The organism is Cypionkella sp., assembly GCF_030652235.1.
Taxonomy (GTDB): domain Bacteria; phylum Pseudomonadota; class Alphaproteobacteria; order Rhodobacterales; family Rhodobacteraceae; genus Cypionkella.
Genome location: NZ_JAUSBA010000035.1, coordinates 1 through 12923 on the forward strand (window position 1 = coordinate 1; position 12923 = coordinate 12923).

Here is a 12923-nt window from a genome sequence, read left to right on the forward strand (position 1 = left end):
GTTCCGGGTGAACCTGACCAAGGCCGCAGGCCTGTAAGCCCCCTGCCCTTCCGTCGAGCCTTTGCTGAAATGCCAAGCTCCAACCAGACCGCTCAGGTTTCAGCTAATCGCTTCAATTGAAATCGGGAACCAAACGCGACATCCGCGCAGCCAATAACTTTGTTCGTGAAGGCCTTTTGCCAGCGGCGATCCTTGGCCGAGCCCAGCAAACTGAGAAAGACGACCGACTCCCCGCCATCGTCGCCGCAATCAAGGGTGCAGATCCCAAAGTCACTCTGCAGGAAGTCTGTAAGAGGTTGGAAGCCATGCGAGAGCGCACACCGCGGGGACGGACAAAGTGGCAACCTTCATCGGTGAAGATGCTGCTAGAACGGGCCGCAAGGCTCGGGTTGGCGTTCTAGCACAATAGAAATGCGGTAAACGATTCGCGTACGTCTACTTCTGAACTAGGTTTTGTGCCCTGTAGCCCAACCGGTACAAGATGTGTCATCTTCCACAGCGGTGCGAACTTTTCACATAGCTATCAATGACTTACCGAGCTGCGTTGAGAGTTTGGGCGAACAAGCAATACATGCCGCTCAACTCACAGCATAAAAAAACAGTTGCCGCACTATAAGTTGCGTGCCATCACTTCAGTTGTCGCACAAACACGATTATGACGCTTTCTTGCGACGAAACTACAAAAGCCCACCAAGAGGCGCCTGAGGACAGATGAACACGAGCACATACCAACCTTCGCCAGGCTCAATTGCTAGCACAATCAGTGCGAACGCAGCACGCCTGTCTGAAGCTCTGAACACCCATATGCGCAACAGCTTTCAACCTGAAAGCCGAAAAACTCTGCGCAAATTCCATCCCGCCGAGGTCTCCGAGCTGACGGGTATCAGCATGTCTAACCTTCGAACGCGACACCAGGAAGGCAACTTTCCTGAAGTCGAGACTGACGCGCGCGGCCGGCGCCTTTACACTGCAGAAGAAATCGACGCTATCCGCAAGGTTATGGCGCGCACAGGTCGCAATGGCGAAGCCTACCTGCCCGGTCGCCGTGACGGCGACGGACTACAGGTCATTTCTGTCGTGAACTTCAAGGGCGGTTCCAGCAAGACAACCTCGGCCATCCATCTCGCTCAACGCTATGCACTGCGTGGCTACCGGGTTTTGGCGTTGGATATGGACCCACAGGCGAGCCTGACCACGATGTTTGGCTACCGCCCAGAGATCGAGTTTTCGGAAACTGGGACGATCTACGATGCTTTGCGCTATGAAGATCCCGTCCCACTCAGCCAAGTCATTCGGAAAACTTACTTTCACAATCTCGATCTCGCCCCGGCTGGTCTGATCTTGTCTGAGTATGAAACCGAGACTGCTTATGCTCTGCAGCATCGGGTTGATCCGCCTTTTACTCAGCGGCTCGCCATAGCATTGGATGAAGTTGAGAAGGACTACGACCTCGTCTTGATAGATTGCCCACCGCAACTTGGCTTCACCACCATGACTGCTCTGCTGGCTTCGACTGGACTGCTCATAACAGTCGTTCCAAGCATGTTGGACGTCGCATCAATGGCGCAATTCCTTGAAATGGCTGGGGAAACTGTCAGGGTTCTTGAAGAGTCGACAGGCCCGACCGATTGGAAATTCCTCAAATTCTTAATCGCACGCTATGAACCGACAGACGTTCCGCAATCTCAGATGGCGGGCTTCCTGCGATCGATCCTTCTGGATCAAGTCTTGAACACCCCGATGCTGAAATCCACCGCGATTTCCGACGCCGGCATGACCCAACAGACAATCTATGAACTCGACCCTACTCAAGTCATCCGCAAGACGCTGGATCGCATCCTAGAAAGTGTAAATGGCGTCGCGGATGAGTTTGAAAAGGTCATCCAGGAAGCATGGGGACGGAGAACTGACTAATGGCTCGTCGCAACATATTTCAGCCACCACCGCCTCCCGATTCCGGTTCGGAGGTAGGCCAACCGGACAGCAAGCCCCGGTTCCCCAACACTGGGGCGATGTCAGGCGTCAAGTCTACACTTCGCGACCTGTCTTCAAACGCTGTCCGAGAAATTGATCCATCATTGATTGACGACGGCGGCCCGAAGGATCGCCTGACCATCACTGATGCCGATGTTGCAGATCTTGTGCAGAGCATTCGGGCTCATGGTCAGCAGGTGCCAATCATGGTGCGCCCGCTCCTTGAAAACCCGGGACGCTATCGCATCGTCTATGGCAGACGGAGGCTTCGTGCCCTGAAGTTGGCTGGCATCCCGGCTAAAGCCTTGATTCGAACGCTCACCGACGAACAGGCGATCTTGGCGCAGGGCCAAGAGAACAGCTTGCGCCTCGATCCGAGTTTTATCGAAAAGGCAATCTTTGTCACTGATTTGACCGATGGTGGATATGACCAGTCAGTCGTGTTGGATGCCTTGGCGATCGACAGGCCCATGCTATCTCGAATGACCAAAGTAGCGCGGACGCTGCCACTTGGCGTGGTTCAGTTCATTGGCGCTGCTCATGGAATCGGACGCCGTCGCTGGGAAGAGCTGGCTGACCTGGTTCGGGACAAAGGGATCGACCTCGACGCTCTAGTAGCTTCCCTGGATGAAGCCTCTCGTACGCTTACGTCAGATGAACGGTTCGCATTTCTATCTGATGCGGCATTGAAAGCAGGACAGTCGGGCGCCTCACAAGCTGGTACGCCCCCTGCCCTACCGGTCATCTACGAGGGATCCAAGGTTGCCGAGATTAAAGACACACCGCGATCATTGACGATCCGCTTTGCAGGCTCTGACCAACCAGAGTTCACAAAGTGGATGAGAGAACATGCTGAAACAGAGGTCTTGCGCCTCTACGAAGCTTGGCGGTCGGCAACTGAAGCCGATTGAGATGAACCGAGCAGATCAACAACAAAGGGAGCACTCGCAACCAAAGTAAAAAGAAAGAGCCCCCCAAGGTCACCCTCGGAGAGCCCAATCTGTTGCCTAGCATCACCAGATTTACCAGCTTCTCCCTGTCAGTCAAGAACAACCGATTCGGTTGATTTTATAAGTTTTGCCTAAACAGGCGAACTAATGGTGCCTTGCTGTGGCAGCTTTTGCCTAGGCTTGCCGTGAAAAAAAGATGCGCTTTCAACATATTACTGCACCTTTAGGGTCGCGGTCCGCAGAAGATTTGCCTACGACTCATAGTCAGCCCGATCGGTTCAGCCTCATCGAAGTTGTCCGCAAGGCCAGCACAGCCCTCGGGCTCAAGGCTCCGATCATTGCAACTCTGGATGCATTGCTGTCCTGCTTGCCCCCAAAGCGAAGCCACAACTTCGTCTTTGCGTCAAACGCAACGATTGCTTTCAAGCGCAACGGTATTTCCGACCGAACGATCCGTCGACATGTCGCTCAACTAGCAGAGGCTGGCTTGCTCGTTCGATCCGATAGCCCTAACCGCAAGCGCTTCTCCAAGAGCGACATGTCCACTGGCAATGTCCTTCGCTTCGGTTTTGACCTTTCTCCGCTATTCAAAAGCTATGACCAGATTTGTGCGGTGGCGGAAGACTGCGCCAAACAAGCCAGTCACATTTCTTACCTACGGACAAAAGTGCGGTGCGCGATCGCCCGAACAATGGAGTTAGATGGGTTAAGCATCGATGCGGAAAATGCACTTCGCGCCTTGAGGCGCAAGCTAACGGCTGAAGAACTTTACAGCATCCTGGATGACCTTGTCTCCGTTGAGGAAAACCAACGTATAGATTGCAATGCAGAGATGTCGATCGACGCCGAAATGTCCGCTACTGACGGACAAAATGTCCGACACCATCATAACTCAAAAAAAGAACTTATAGATTCTGATGTCGCTGAGAAGACCGAACACTCCCATCAACGGCATCACCAGATATCTATTGGAAGCCTCGTTGGTGCATGCAAAGAGGCAGCAAGCTACCTCCAACGCCCTGCAGAGAGCTTATCTGACGTAATTAGTCACGCACGTACTCTTGCTCCAATGATGGGCATCGACAGTACGACTTACCGCGCAGCAGAAGATAGGCTTGGAGAACTTAGAACGGCCGTTACCGTTTGGGGCCTGCTTCAGATGCAAGGAAAAATTCGACAGCTTGGAGCCTACTTTCGCGCCATTACCACCGGAAAACGAAGCGCAGCTTTCGATCCTTGGGCAATGATCAATACCCTTGTGAGGCAAAATAGGCTGCAAGGATGTTAGAGTTGTCCGCGGACAACGGCTAGCAGGGGCCAAGAACTGAAGGCTCTGCTTCAGAAAACAGAGTTGTCCGCGGACAATCTTCACGGAGCGGCGTCATATCGTAACTCGACAACGGTTCCACGGTTGAGAGTGAAAGGATTGCTTGTTTGAGGGTGGCGGGAAGTGAGATCGGGAGAGTGGCTCCCGGCGCCCGTCGTGGAGAAGACCTGATGGCCCAAGCTGCCCAGAAGATTACCCTGTCGTCCTCACAGGACATTCCCTTTGACAAACTGGTGCTGAGCCAGTCGAACGTCAGGCGCATCAAGGCCGGTGTGTCGGTGGAAGAGTTGGCCGAGGACATCGCTCGTCGTGGCTTGTTGCAAGGCCTCAGCGTGCGCCCTGTGTTGGATGCCGATGGAGTCGAGACCGGCAAATTCGAGATCCCTGCTGGCGGTCGGCGGTTTCAAGCGCTGGCACTGCTGGTAAAGCAAAAGCGTTTGGCAAAGACCGCGCCTGTGCCTTGTGTGTTGCGTGATGTGACATCAGATATTCTGGCCGAAGACGACTCCTTGGCTGAGAACATGCAGCGCGTTGCCTTGCACCCGCTCGATCAGTTCCGTGCCTTTGCTGCCTTGCGCGATAAGGGTCAGGGTGAGGAGGCCATTGCAGCGGCCTTCTTTGTCACCCCGCAGATCGTGAAGCAGCGCTTGAAGCTCGCGTCCGTGGCCCCTGCCCTGCTCGAGGTCTATGCCGAGGATGGCATGACGCTAGAACAGCTGATGGCCTTCACGGTGAACCCCGATCACGGCCGTCAAGCGCAGGTCTGGGACGTTGTGAAGAACTCCTGGAACAAGGAGCCCTATTCGATCCGGCGCATGTTGACGGAAACCTCTGTGCGGGCCTCGGATCGGCGTGCGGTGTTTGTCGGTCTTGATGTCTATGAGGCCGCCGGCGGCGTTGTCCTGCGCGATCTCTTCCAAGGCGATGATGGTGGCTGGTTGGAGGACCCTGCCCTGCTTGACCGATTGGTCGCGGACAAGCTGCAAGCCGAGGCGCAGGCAATTGCTGGTGAGGGTTGGAAGTGGATCGAGGTATCCACCGACCTGCCCTATGGCTACAGCCACGGTCTGCGGCGTCTGGTTGGCGATCCCTCACCGCTGAGCGCTGATGAAGCTGCAGAGCATGCCAAGCTGCTTGCGGAGTATCGCGCACTGGAAGAGGAATATTCTGGTCAGGACGAATACCCCGAAGAGATCGACACCCGGCTCGGCGAGTTGGAAGCTGCGATGGAAGCCCTTGAGCAGCGTCCGCTGATCTTTGATGCGGCCGAGGTTGGTCGCGCCGGCGTCTTCGTGACGCTGGATCGGGACGGCAACCTTGCTGCCCATCGCGGCTATGTCCGGCCTGAGGATGAGCCTCGGGAAGAGACCGTGGCCAACTTCGGCGAAGAACTGGGCGTGGAAGGGCAGGGGGTTGATGGCAGTGTCTCCGCCTATCAGCTTCCCTCTGGCACATCTGCGGCCACCGTCATTACCTCTGGCGGTCAGCCGGCCAGTTCGGGCATCTGCATCGCAGACGATGAGGATGATGGCGCATTGAAGCCTTTGCCAGAGCGACTGGTCATGGAGCTGACCGCGCATCGCACCCTCGCCTTGCGTGAGGCGATTGGGCGTTCGCCCGACGTTGCCCTGACCCTTCTGCTGATGAAGCTCGTCAATGACACCTTCCGCAGTTCCGGGGCTTCGGGCAGTTGCCTCGAGGCTTCTGTGCGCACCGTCTACATGTCGGCTCAGGCGCCCGATCTGAAGGACAGTCCGGTGGCCAAGGCCGTGGACGATCGTCATGCTGCTTGGGAGGCCGATCTGCCGCTTGGTGACGATGCCGTGCTTTGGGACTATCTTTCGGCCCTTGATCAGGCGAGCCGTCTGGCTCTGCTGGCGCATTGCCTGAGCTTCGGGCTCAACGCGCTCCACGAGAAGGTGAACCCATATGGAGCGGGCATGTCGGCCAGCGGGTTGGCCCGCCGCATGGCGCAGTCTGAGATCGTGGCCCAAGCCGTCGATCTCGATATGGTCGCGGCTGGCTGGGAGCCGACGGCGGACAACTATCTGAATCGTGTGCCCAAGGCGCGTATCCTTGAAGCTGTGCGTGAGGCGAAGGGGGAGGGCACCGCGCAGTTGCTCGACCATCTGAAGAAAGGCGAGATGGCGACGGAAGCCGAGCGCTTGCTCAAGGGCAGCGGTTGGTTGCCGGAGGTTTTGCGGCGCAGTGACCTTGCTGCTCTGGACAGCGTTACCATTGTGGAAGGGCAGGGGGCTTTGAGCGAAGAACCCGTGAGCGCTGCTGACATTGATGCTGAGATCGACTTGCCCGCCTTCCTGATGGCCGATCTGCCCGTGGAAAGCACGGCAATGATGGCTGCGGAGTGATCTGAGCCCCCGAGGGCGGGGAAACCCGCTCTCAATCACCACAAAACACAACAATATCAATATGATGAGTGCGAGTCCTCGCATTCAGAATGAGGAATCATGTCCGCAAACACAATAATCGACCAAGCGCCCTTGGGCGCGCTCATTCGCTACACTGATGGCAGTCCCAAACCGCCCGCACGCTTCACCAAAAAGCTGGCGGCATGGGAACGGTCCAACGGTGTTGGCCGTCTGGTGAAGAAGGAACCGCCGCGGCCTTATCCGACCTGGACGGCTCCGGCGTCCTTCACGCTGCATGAGGGGAACTTCTCTTCAGAGGGAGTCATCCTCGTCACGATCATGCGCAGTCATTCTGCCGACAGCCAGCTCAGCTTTGAGGTGGTCAAGGAGCCAAAGGTGGGGCAGGTCCGCGTCTTGCTGGACTTTGGCGGCAACACCGAACTTCTGCATCTGGCATCGTCCGGCGCGGCGGCGGAGCTTTGGATTGCCAAGGAGGGCTATCGCAACGCGCGGTTCGAGATCGTCGGAGCTGAGGAAGACGATGGGGCAGGGGAGGCGACTATAGCCGCCTGAGCCTCCTCAGAGACCAAGGGGGCCCGCCGCACGCGGGCCTCTCATCCAGCACCAACCGTCCCGCGCATCTGCGCGGGGCATCAAAGGCTCCATCCCCAGTAAGGCTTCGGTCAACCAAAAGCATGTCTGAAAGGCTGGCGGGGTGAGCATCATCGAGACAATTCGGCTCCTTGTGTCAAAGTACCATCCCCCGCTTGCCAGTCCCTTCCTTGGCCCAAATCCAGTCTTCGAGATCAAGCCACAAGGGCTCGGACTACGGGCAAGCCCGTGCCGCCGGCCGGATTCGGGGCAAGCCCGAACGCGCCCGGTGATGTCAGCCCGTCTTTGGGCCTGCGGGTTCCTGTCAGCGCGGGGGATGGTCCCTCGCCTCCAAACAGGAGCCGAAAACAAATGTCCCGCAAAGATGCACACGCCTTCGCCGCCAGCCTCGCAGCCACGCTCATGGTTTCCATCGTGGTCTTCCAGGCAGGGGATGGAACCTTTGGTGCCGTCCCCGCCGATGAAATCGACGGCGACGAGGTTCAGGTGCTTGTTGAGATCGACCCGTGGGCGTGATGCCCACGGTCGTTATGAAGGCCCGGGCACGGCGCGAATGCGCCTCCGGGCCTTTCGCCTGTCTGCCCTTAAGAGCCTGACAGGCACAAGGCGCCGACGGCGGGTCGGCATCCCGAAATCCAAGTAATTGAAACGCGCATGCCTGCGCCTTCACTCCTTAGCGCGGCGCTATGCTGGGTGCCACCTATTGGCGATCAGTTGACTGCCAGGTCCTCGGGCGATTTGCCTGCGTCAAGGGCTGCGACAAACCACAGCGGTTTGCGCCCCCGGCCTGACCAGGTGAGGGCCGTGTTTTCTGGATGGCGGTATTTCGCGGCGGCGGGCGCACGGCTGGGTTTCACCTCGGTGCCAATCAGGTCGGCCAAGGAATAGCCCATCTCTTTGGCAATGATCTCGAGCTTTCTGCGGGCATCGCTTTTCTGCCGGTCCTCAAACGTGGAAATAGCCTTGGCCAGATCCTTCCGCAGGCTTTTGAGCTCTTTGAGCGACAGTGTCTCAGCGTCGAATTCAGCCATGGGTGCCTCGTGTCCAAAATGATGCCCTTGGGATAGCCGTCACGGCGCGGGCTCGCAACTCCCATCGGGCTGGGGCGCGAATGGCAAGCAAAGGGGCTCTGAGGTGATCAGCCGCTATGGGGGTAAGGACTTTGGGTTTGCCGTCTTAGCAGGGCGAGGGAAGACATGTTCTGCAAGAGCCCCCGATCTCTCCTGTCCCCGGCGCCATCCCTTCGACTGACAATCCCCTAAGCCTGTTCGGCCTCATGCGCGCAACCCCGCGTCAGTCTGGGCCGTGTTGGCTAGCGTTTCTTTGGAAACGCGGCACCTGCCCGCTCCACCCCGGACCTTTGGGGGTTTCCGGTCGCCGTTTCGTCTCCCGTGCACGCCTCAGCCGACAGGCTTTTTCCGGGTCTTGTCGAAGGGACGGTCCCAGGGACAGGAAACACAGGAGCTTACCATGCAGAACATCGTCATCCTCGCCGGCAACATCGGTCAGAAGCCCGAAGTGCGCTCGACCCAAAGCGGCACCAAGATCACCAACTTCACCCTCGCCACCTCGCGCCCCCGCCTTTCGGAAGGCCGTGCGATCCGCGACGAGAACGGCTACCGCGTTATGGACACCGAATGGCACCGCATCACCTGCTTTAACGGTCTCGGCAAGACCGTCGCAGAGCACTGCGAAAAGGGCATGAAGGTCATGGTCCACGGCCGCATCCACTACACGAAGTGGACCGACGCAACCGGCACCGACCGCTACGGCTGCGAGATCATCGCCGAGAAGGTCGACTTCCTCAGCCGCCCGAAGTCGGCCGAGAATGAAAACCCCGAGCTGGTCGACCGTGACGACGAAATCCCGTTCTGAAAAGAACGGGGTTTCCCCAGGGCCCGGCGGGGAAACCCGCCGGGTTTGGCTTTGCTCAGCCAAGATGTGGCAAAACCTATCGGGCCATAGTCAGAAAAACTCGTAACAGAGGCCCCCACTCGTCATGAAGGCGGCAAGAACGCCGCCATCGGACGGTTGGCAGCTTGCGAAGACGAGGTAGTGGGGTGGGACGATTCAAGCGCCTTTGCGCTGTTTTCTGCCGAACTGGTGGCGCCAAACATCTGGCCCGCTCGATTTCTTGCCGCTACGCTATCCTCATGAAACCCGCAGACAAAGATCGGATTGCCGCCAGTCTGGCCAAACTCATGGCCATGATGTGCGTGCGCAATACCGGGTTGGAATCGCTGCATGCAGGCCTGGTTCCAGTGACCCGGTCGGGCGACTATTCCGATGTTTTTGTCCTTGATGCTGATGGCCGGAAGATCCCTTGGGCTGAGGTATCACACTTCGACGATGATCAGATGCGCGCGCTCATGCGCGAAATCGTCAATCGGCTTTATACGTTTCACGTCAGCTGTGACGATCCGGAGTTTCTCGCGCAGACGGAAAAATGGATGGCCGTTGCGGGGAAGTGGGATGAGCCGGAGCTTGATCGCAAATTTCTGGGGGCGATCAAATACGAGCCCTGAGGGAAGCAAAGGAATATCGGTTGGAGGCAGGCCAGCAGTTAGCCCTCAATCTTCTGGCTGCCTTGCTTTCGGTGATCGCAATCGGCCCAAAGCTGCCTGGGGAGGGGGACCGAAGGCCCTCCAAAGTGTTTCCCGAAGCAGCCATTCGGCACTGAGAGGAATAGTCGAGGTCTATGTCGCCCCGCAACTAGTCAGCTTGACGGGTTTTCCTACAGGCCGACGGCCCGCGTCTAATGACCGCTGGACTCGGCGCGGTTGCCACAGACCGCCATCAGATACCATTTGAGACGCGCATTCTTCGTCTGGCTGTGGAGCCGCCAGCCTCAATCGCGGTTGGGAAAAGGCATCAAGCTCTCCAGTTCACGCGGGTCACCATCAATCTAGCGCGCTCAGGGATCCGGGCGGTTTTCTGTTTCGGGTGGCAAGTTGGTCAGGAAATCCGAAAGGTGGGGGATGACGACGTCGATCGTTATAGGATCTTCGTAGAATTGAATTTGTCCTTGGGTCCCCAGCCAGACAAGCTTCTTGTGGCTGGACGGAATTGCCTCGAAAAGCTGGCGCGGCACGTCGGGGCCACTCGCGGCGCGGTCGGCGTGCAGCATCAGCACGGGAAGCTGAAGGTCCTGAACAGATTGATCGATCCGGTGGCCCCAGATCAGATGCTCGCTCATCTCGGTGATGCGGTTTTCCCAAAGCCCACGATGCGCGAGCATGGGGTGCCGGTCCGCCCATCGTATGTAAAACGACTGTACGAAGGACGCCGCTAACAGCGCATCGCGATCCGGGGTCAGGAAAGAGGAAGAGACGATCGGTACGTAGCCAACTTCACCGGTCTGGCGATTGGTCTCTGCGGCGCGCAGGCTTTTGGCCAGCCGGGCCGCCACCGCCTCCTCTCCGCCCAGATACATCCGTGCGACCTGCGGGGTCAGATAATGTCCGGCCACCAGGCAGATCGCCCGGATTCGAAGATCCTTGCGCGCCGCCTCGATGGTCCAGTTGACGCCCTGACAAATGCCAAGCACGAAAATCCGCTGCCGGTCCACGTCCGGGCGGGCCACCAAAGCGTCAACTGCGGCGCAAATATCCGCGACCTTCGCGGTGGGGTTTTCGTTGCGCCGCGGAAGCCCCTCGCTTTCGCCATGGCAGCGCGGGTCGAATATCAGCACGACAAAACCCTCTGCCGCCAGACGGGTGGCATATTGCAGGGGGGCCTGTTCCTTCACGAAGGCGACAGGACCGACGATCACAATCGCCGGCCACGGTCCGGAAGATTTCGGAAGGAACAGATTGCCTGCCAGCATCGACCCATACGACTCGAACCCGATCCGATGGACGCTATAGCTGCGGCTCTCCAGTCCACCGGAGGCACTCCAAGGCTGTGTCTGAAAAGGCGGTTCGGATTTTGTCATGGTCACAGCCTGCATGCCTTTCGCTTGGACGATGGGGTGGGGGCGCAAATTACTTGTCGAAGGCGCCCATTTGATACAGGCCGCCAAGCCAGTCCTCGACGTGCCAGGTCTGGACCACCTTGCCGTCCTTGAACTGGTGAATATCGATGGCCATGATCGAGAACGGCTTGCCCTTGGAGGGGAAAGCCCCAAAGGCCGCCGCCTGGGTGCCGGAAATGGTGGACCGCACGATGACCTTGTCGCCCGCGTCGATGATGTCGTCATTCACGACTTTCAGATCGGGGAACATCGTATGGAAACCGCCGACGAAAGGCTTGAACCCGTCGCGCCCGGCCGCCTGCCCCTGATTGACCGGAATATCCTGCCAATCTGGCGCGAGAATCTGGTCCAGAAGCTCAGGCTTGTTGTCGCTGAGAGCCTGATAGAACAGTTTGATCGCCTGAACGTCGCTTGGGTCAGCGAAGGCCGGAACGACGGAGAAAAGCGCGCTGAATCCGACTACCGCAGCGGTCACAAAGATCTTTCGAGTCATGGTCATGTCCTTGAATTATGCCGCCGCGAACCGGCATGCCTTGCATGTGTCGGCGAAGCAGTGTGATTATGGAAATAGATTGATGGGATAGTCGTGATGCAAAATCTGCATGATGGTTGGCTCGACCTCACCTCCCTGCGCGTGCTTCAGTCGCTGTTCGAGACGCGGAACACCACCCGAACAGCCGAGCAGTTGAACATCAGCCAGCCTGCCGTGAGCCGCGCATTGGCCAGGTTGCGGCAGCTTCTGGCGGACCCGATCATGGTCAAGGGGCCGGGTGGCATGATCCTGACCGAGCGGGCGACCGAAATCCGGGAGCGTCTGGGCGTAGCATTGGCAAGCCTCGATGACTTTCTTGTGCGCCCGGTCTTCGATCCGCAAACCGCGGTACGGGTCTTCAGGCTGACGACCACCGACTATGGCGCCATCGCTGTCCTGCCGCGTCTCATCCAAGCGCTGTCCAAAGCAGCGCCGGGGGTTGCACTTGAGATCCTGCCCTTCTCTCCGAATGCTTTTCGCCATCTAGGCGAGGGCCAGACAGATCTGGTCTTCTACAGCGACGACGCCGTCCCCTTGCCGCTGAGATCGCGCAGGCTCTATCGCGAGGGTTATACCAGCCTTGTGCGCAAGGACCATCCGACCATCAGAGGCGCAGTCGATCTTGATGCGTTCCTGTCCTGGCCCCATGCTCTGGTCAGCATCATGGGGGGAAGAACCGGCGTCGTCGACGATGCGCTCACTGTGCTCGGACGACGACGCGACATCGCTATCTGGCTGCCCTATTTCGCCACGGCGGCAACCTTGGTCTCGCAAACCGACATGATCCTCACCGTCCCGAGTCGCGCGGCAGATGAATTGGCGCGGGCCAATGCACTGTCGCGATTTGCCCCGCCTTTGCCGATCGAGGGTTTCGACTACCGTATCCTTTGGCACGAACGCAGCCAGGTCGACGTTGGGCACAAATGGTTGCGCGATCTGATAGCCACGACAGTCACCGACGGGAGCGGATGCCTTTAAGACGAAGGGCAGATCATTGGTCTATCGACCAGCAGCCTGGATGAGCGGACAAGTGCCATAGCCCATCAGCGACACCCTCGCGCTGAAGGAATGTGCGGCGCGGATGGCGGCTTTCCGCCCGATACGATTTATCAGCACATAAACGGTGGTCGATGTTACGTTGCCGTGTCGGCAAAGCCGAGGACGTGGCGGGCTTGGCGGACAGGAT

At 58.2% G+C, this 12923-nt stretch carries 12 protein-coding genes and 1 pseudogene; 10 read left to right on the forward strand and 3 right to left on the reverse strand.

The window, feature by feature from the left end; genetic code table 11:
- Positions 1–134: 134 nt before the first annotated feature.
- The 7 genes and pseudogenes from Q7V03_RS12315 to Q7V03_RS12345 form a co-directional block, all read left to right on the forward strand.
- Positions 135–401 (forward strand): annotated as a pseudogene (locus tag Q7V03_RS12315) (recombinase family protein); the annotation flags it as partial.
- Between the two features lie 310 nt (positions 402–711).
- The gene (gene repA / locus Q7V03_RS12320) at positions 712–1914 is read left to right on the forward strand and encodes a plasmid partitioning protein RepA (RefSeq protein ID WP_304925894.1); all 1203 of its coding nucleotides are present in this window, start codon (positions 712–714) and stop codon (positions 1912–1914) included.
- Positions 1914–2885, forward strand: coding sequence for a plasmid partitioning protein RepB (gene repB / locus Q7V03_RS12325; protein ID WP_304925895.1), 972 nt, complete (start codon positions 1914–1916; stop codon positions 2883–2885). Before repA ends, repB begins: the two co-directional genes overlap by 1 nt.
- Positions 2886–3120: 235 nt before the next feature.
- On the forward strand, positions 3121–4212 hold the full coding sequence (gene repC, locus Q7V03_RS12330) for a plasmid replication protein RepC (protein WP_304925896.1): 1092 nt from the start codon (positions 3121–3123) through the stop codon (positions 4210–4212).
- 209 nt (positions 4213–4421) lie between these two features.
- Positions 4422–6620: a ParB/RepB/Spo0J family partition protein gene (locus Q7V03_RS12335; protein ID WP_304925897.1), complete on the forward strand. Its 2199-nt coding sequence runs from the start codon at positions 4422–4424 to the stop codon at positions 6618–6620.
- Between the two features lie 99 nt (positions 6621–6719).
- Positions 6720–7193 carry a hypothetical protein gene (locus tag Q7V03_RS12340; RefSeq protein ID WP_304925898.1) on the forward strand — a complete coding sequence of 158 codons (474 nt, stop codon included), beginning with the start codon at positions 6720–6722 and terminating at the stop codon, positions 7191–7193.
- Between the two features lie 390 nt (positions 7194–7583).
- A complete protein-coding gene (locus Q7V03_RS12345) occupies positions 7584–7748 on the forward strand; it encodes a hypothetical protein (RefSeq protein ID WP_165375273.1) in 165 nt (54 codons plus the stop codon).
- A gap of 194 nt (positions 7749–7942) precedes the next feature.
- On the opposite strand, the gene Q7V03_RS12350 is transcribed toward Q7V03_RS12345, so the two are convergent.
- Positions 7943–8263: an H-NS histone family protein gene (locus tag Q7V03_RS12350; RefSeq protein ID WP_304925899.1), complete on the reverse strand. Its 321-nt coding sequence runs from the start codon at positions 8261–8263 to the stop codon at positions 7943–7945.
- A gap of 439 nt (positions 8264–8702) precedes the next feature.
- Here Q7V03_RS12350 and Q7V03_RS12355 point away from each other — a divergent pair, with 439 nt between their 5' ends.
- Complete coding sequence (locus tag Q7V03_RS12355) at positions 8703–9107, forward strand: single-stranded DNA-binding protein (protein ID WP_304925900.1); 405 nt, start codon at positions 8703–8705, stop codon at positions 9105–9107.
- Positions 9108–9385: 278 nt separating this feature from the next.
- Positions 9386–9757, forward strand: coding sequence for a hypothetical protein (locus Q7V03_RS12360; RefSeq protein WP_304925901.1), 372 nt, complete (start codon positions 9386–9388; stop codon positions 9755–9757).
- A gap of 389 nt (positions 9758–10146) precedes the next feature.
- On the opposite strand, the gene Q7V03_RS12365 is transcribed toward Q7V03_RS12360, so the two are convergent.
- Together Q7V03_RS12365 and Q7V03_RS12370 are read right to left on the reverse strand one after the other, a co-directional pair.
- Positions 10147–11181: an alpha/beta hydrolase gene (locus Q7V03_RS12365; RefSeq protein WP_304925902.1), complete on the reverse strand. Its 1035-nt coding sequence runs from the start codon at positions 11179–11181 to the stop codon at positions 10147–10149.
- 34 nt (positions 11182–11215) lie between these two features.
- Positions 11216–11698, reverse strand: a complete 483-nt coding sequence (locus Q7V03_RS12370) for an ester cyclase (protein WP_304925903.1) — start codon at positions 11696–11698, stop codon at positions 11216–11218.
- Positions 11699–11794: 96 nt separating this feature from the next.
- Between Q7V03_RS12370 and Q7V03_RS12375 the strand changes: the two genes are divergently transcribed.
- Entirely contained in the window at positions 11795–12715 is a 921-nt protein-coding gene (locus tag Q7V03_RS12375) for a LysR family transcriptional regulator (protein ID WP_304925904.1), read from the forward strand.
- Positions 12716–12923 lie beyond the last annotated feature (208 nt).

Excerpts from the sequence above, each read along its gene's own strand:
- repA (WP_304925894.1), top strand. The coding sequence starts at position 712 with ATGAACACGAGCACATACCAACCTTCGCCAGGCTCAATTGCTAGCACA.
- repB (WP_304925895.1), top strand. The coding sequence starts at position 1,914 with ATGGCTCGTCGCAACATATTTCAGCCACCACCGCCTCCCGATTCCGGT.
- repC (WP_304925896.1), top strand. The coding sequence starts at position 3,121 with ATGCGCTTTCAACATATTACTGCACCTTTAGGGTCGCGGTCCGCAGAA.
- Q7V03_RS12335 (WP_304925897.1), top strand. The coding sequence starts at position 4,422 with ATGGCCCAAGCTGCCCAGAAGATTACCCTGTCGTCCTCACAGGACATT.
- Q7V03_RS12340 (WP_304925898.1), top strand. The coding sequence starts at position 6,720 with ATGTCCGCAAACACAATAATCGACCAAGCGCCCTTGGGCGCGCTCATT.
- Q7V03_RS12345 (WP_165375273.1), top strand. The coding sequence starts at position 7,584 with ATGTCCCGCAAAGATGCACACGCCTTCGCCGCCAGCCTCGCAGCCACG.
- Q7V03_RS12350 (WP_304925899.1), bottom strand. The coding sequence starts at position 8,263 with ATGGCTGAATTCGACGCTGAGACACTGTCGCTCAAAGAGCTCAAAAGC.
- Q7V03_RS12355 (WP_304925900.1), top strand. The coding sequence starts at position 8,703 with ATGCAGAACATCGTCATCCTCGCCGGCAACATCGGTCAGAAGCCCGAA.
- Q7V03_RS12360 (WP_304925901.1), top strand. The coding sequence starts at position 9,386 with ATGAAACCCGCAGACAAAGATCGGATTGCCGCCAGTCTGGCCAAACTC.
- Q7V03_RS12365 (WP_304925902.1), bottom strand. The coding sequence starts at position 11,181 with ATGCAGGCTGTGACCATGACAAAATCCGAACCGCCTTTTCAGACACAG.
- Q7V03_RS12370 (WP_304925903.1), bottom strand. The coding sequence starts at position 11,698 with ATGACTCGAAAGATCTTTGTGACCGCTGCGGTAGTCGGATTCAGCGCG.
- Q7V03_RS12375 (WP_304925904.1), top strand. The coding sequence starts at position 11,795 with ATGCAAAATCTGCATGATGGTTGGCTCGACCTCACCTCCCTGCGCGTG.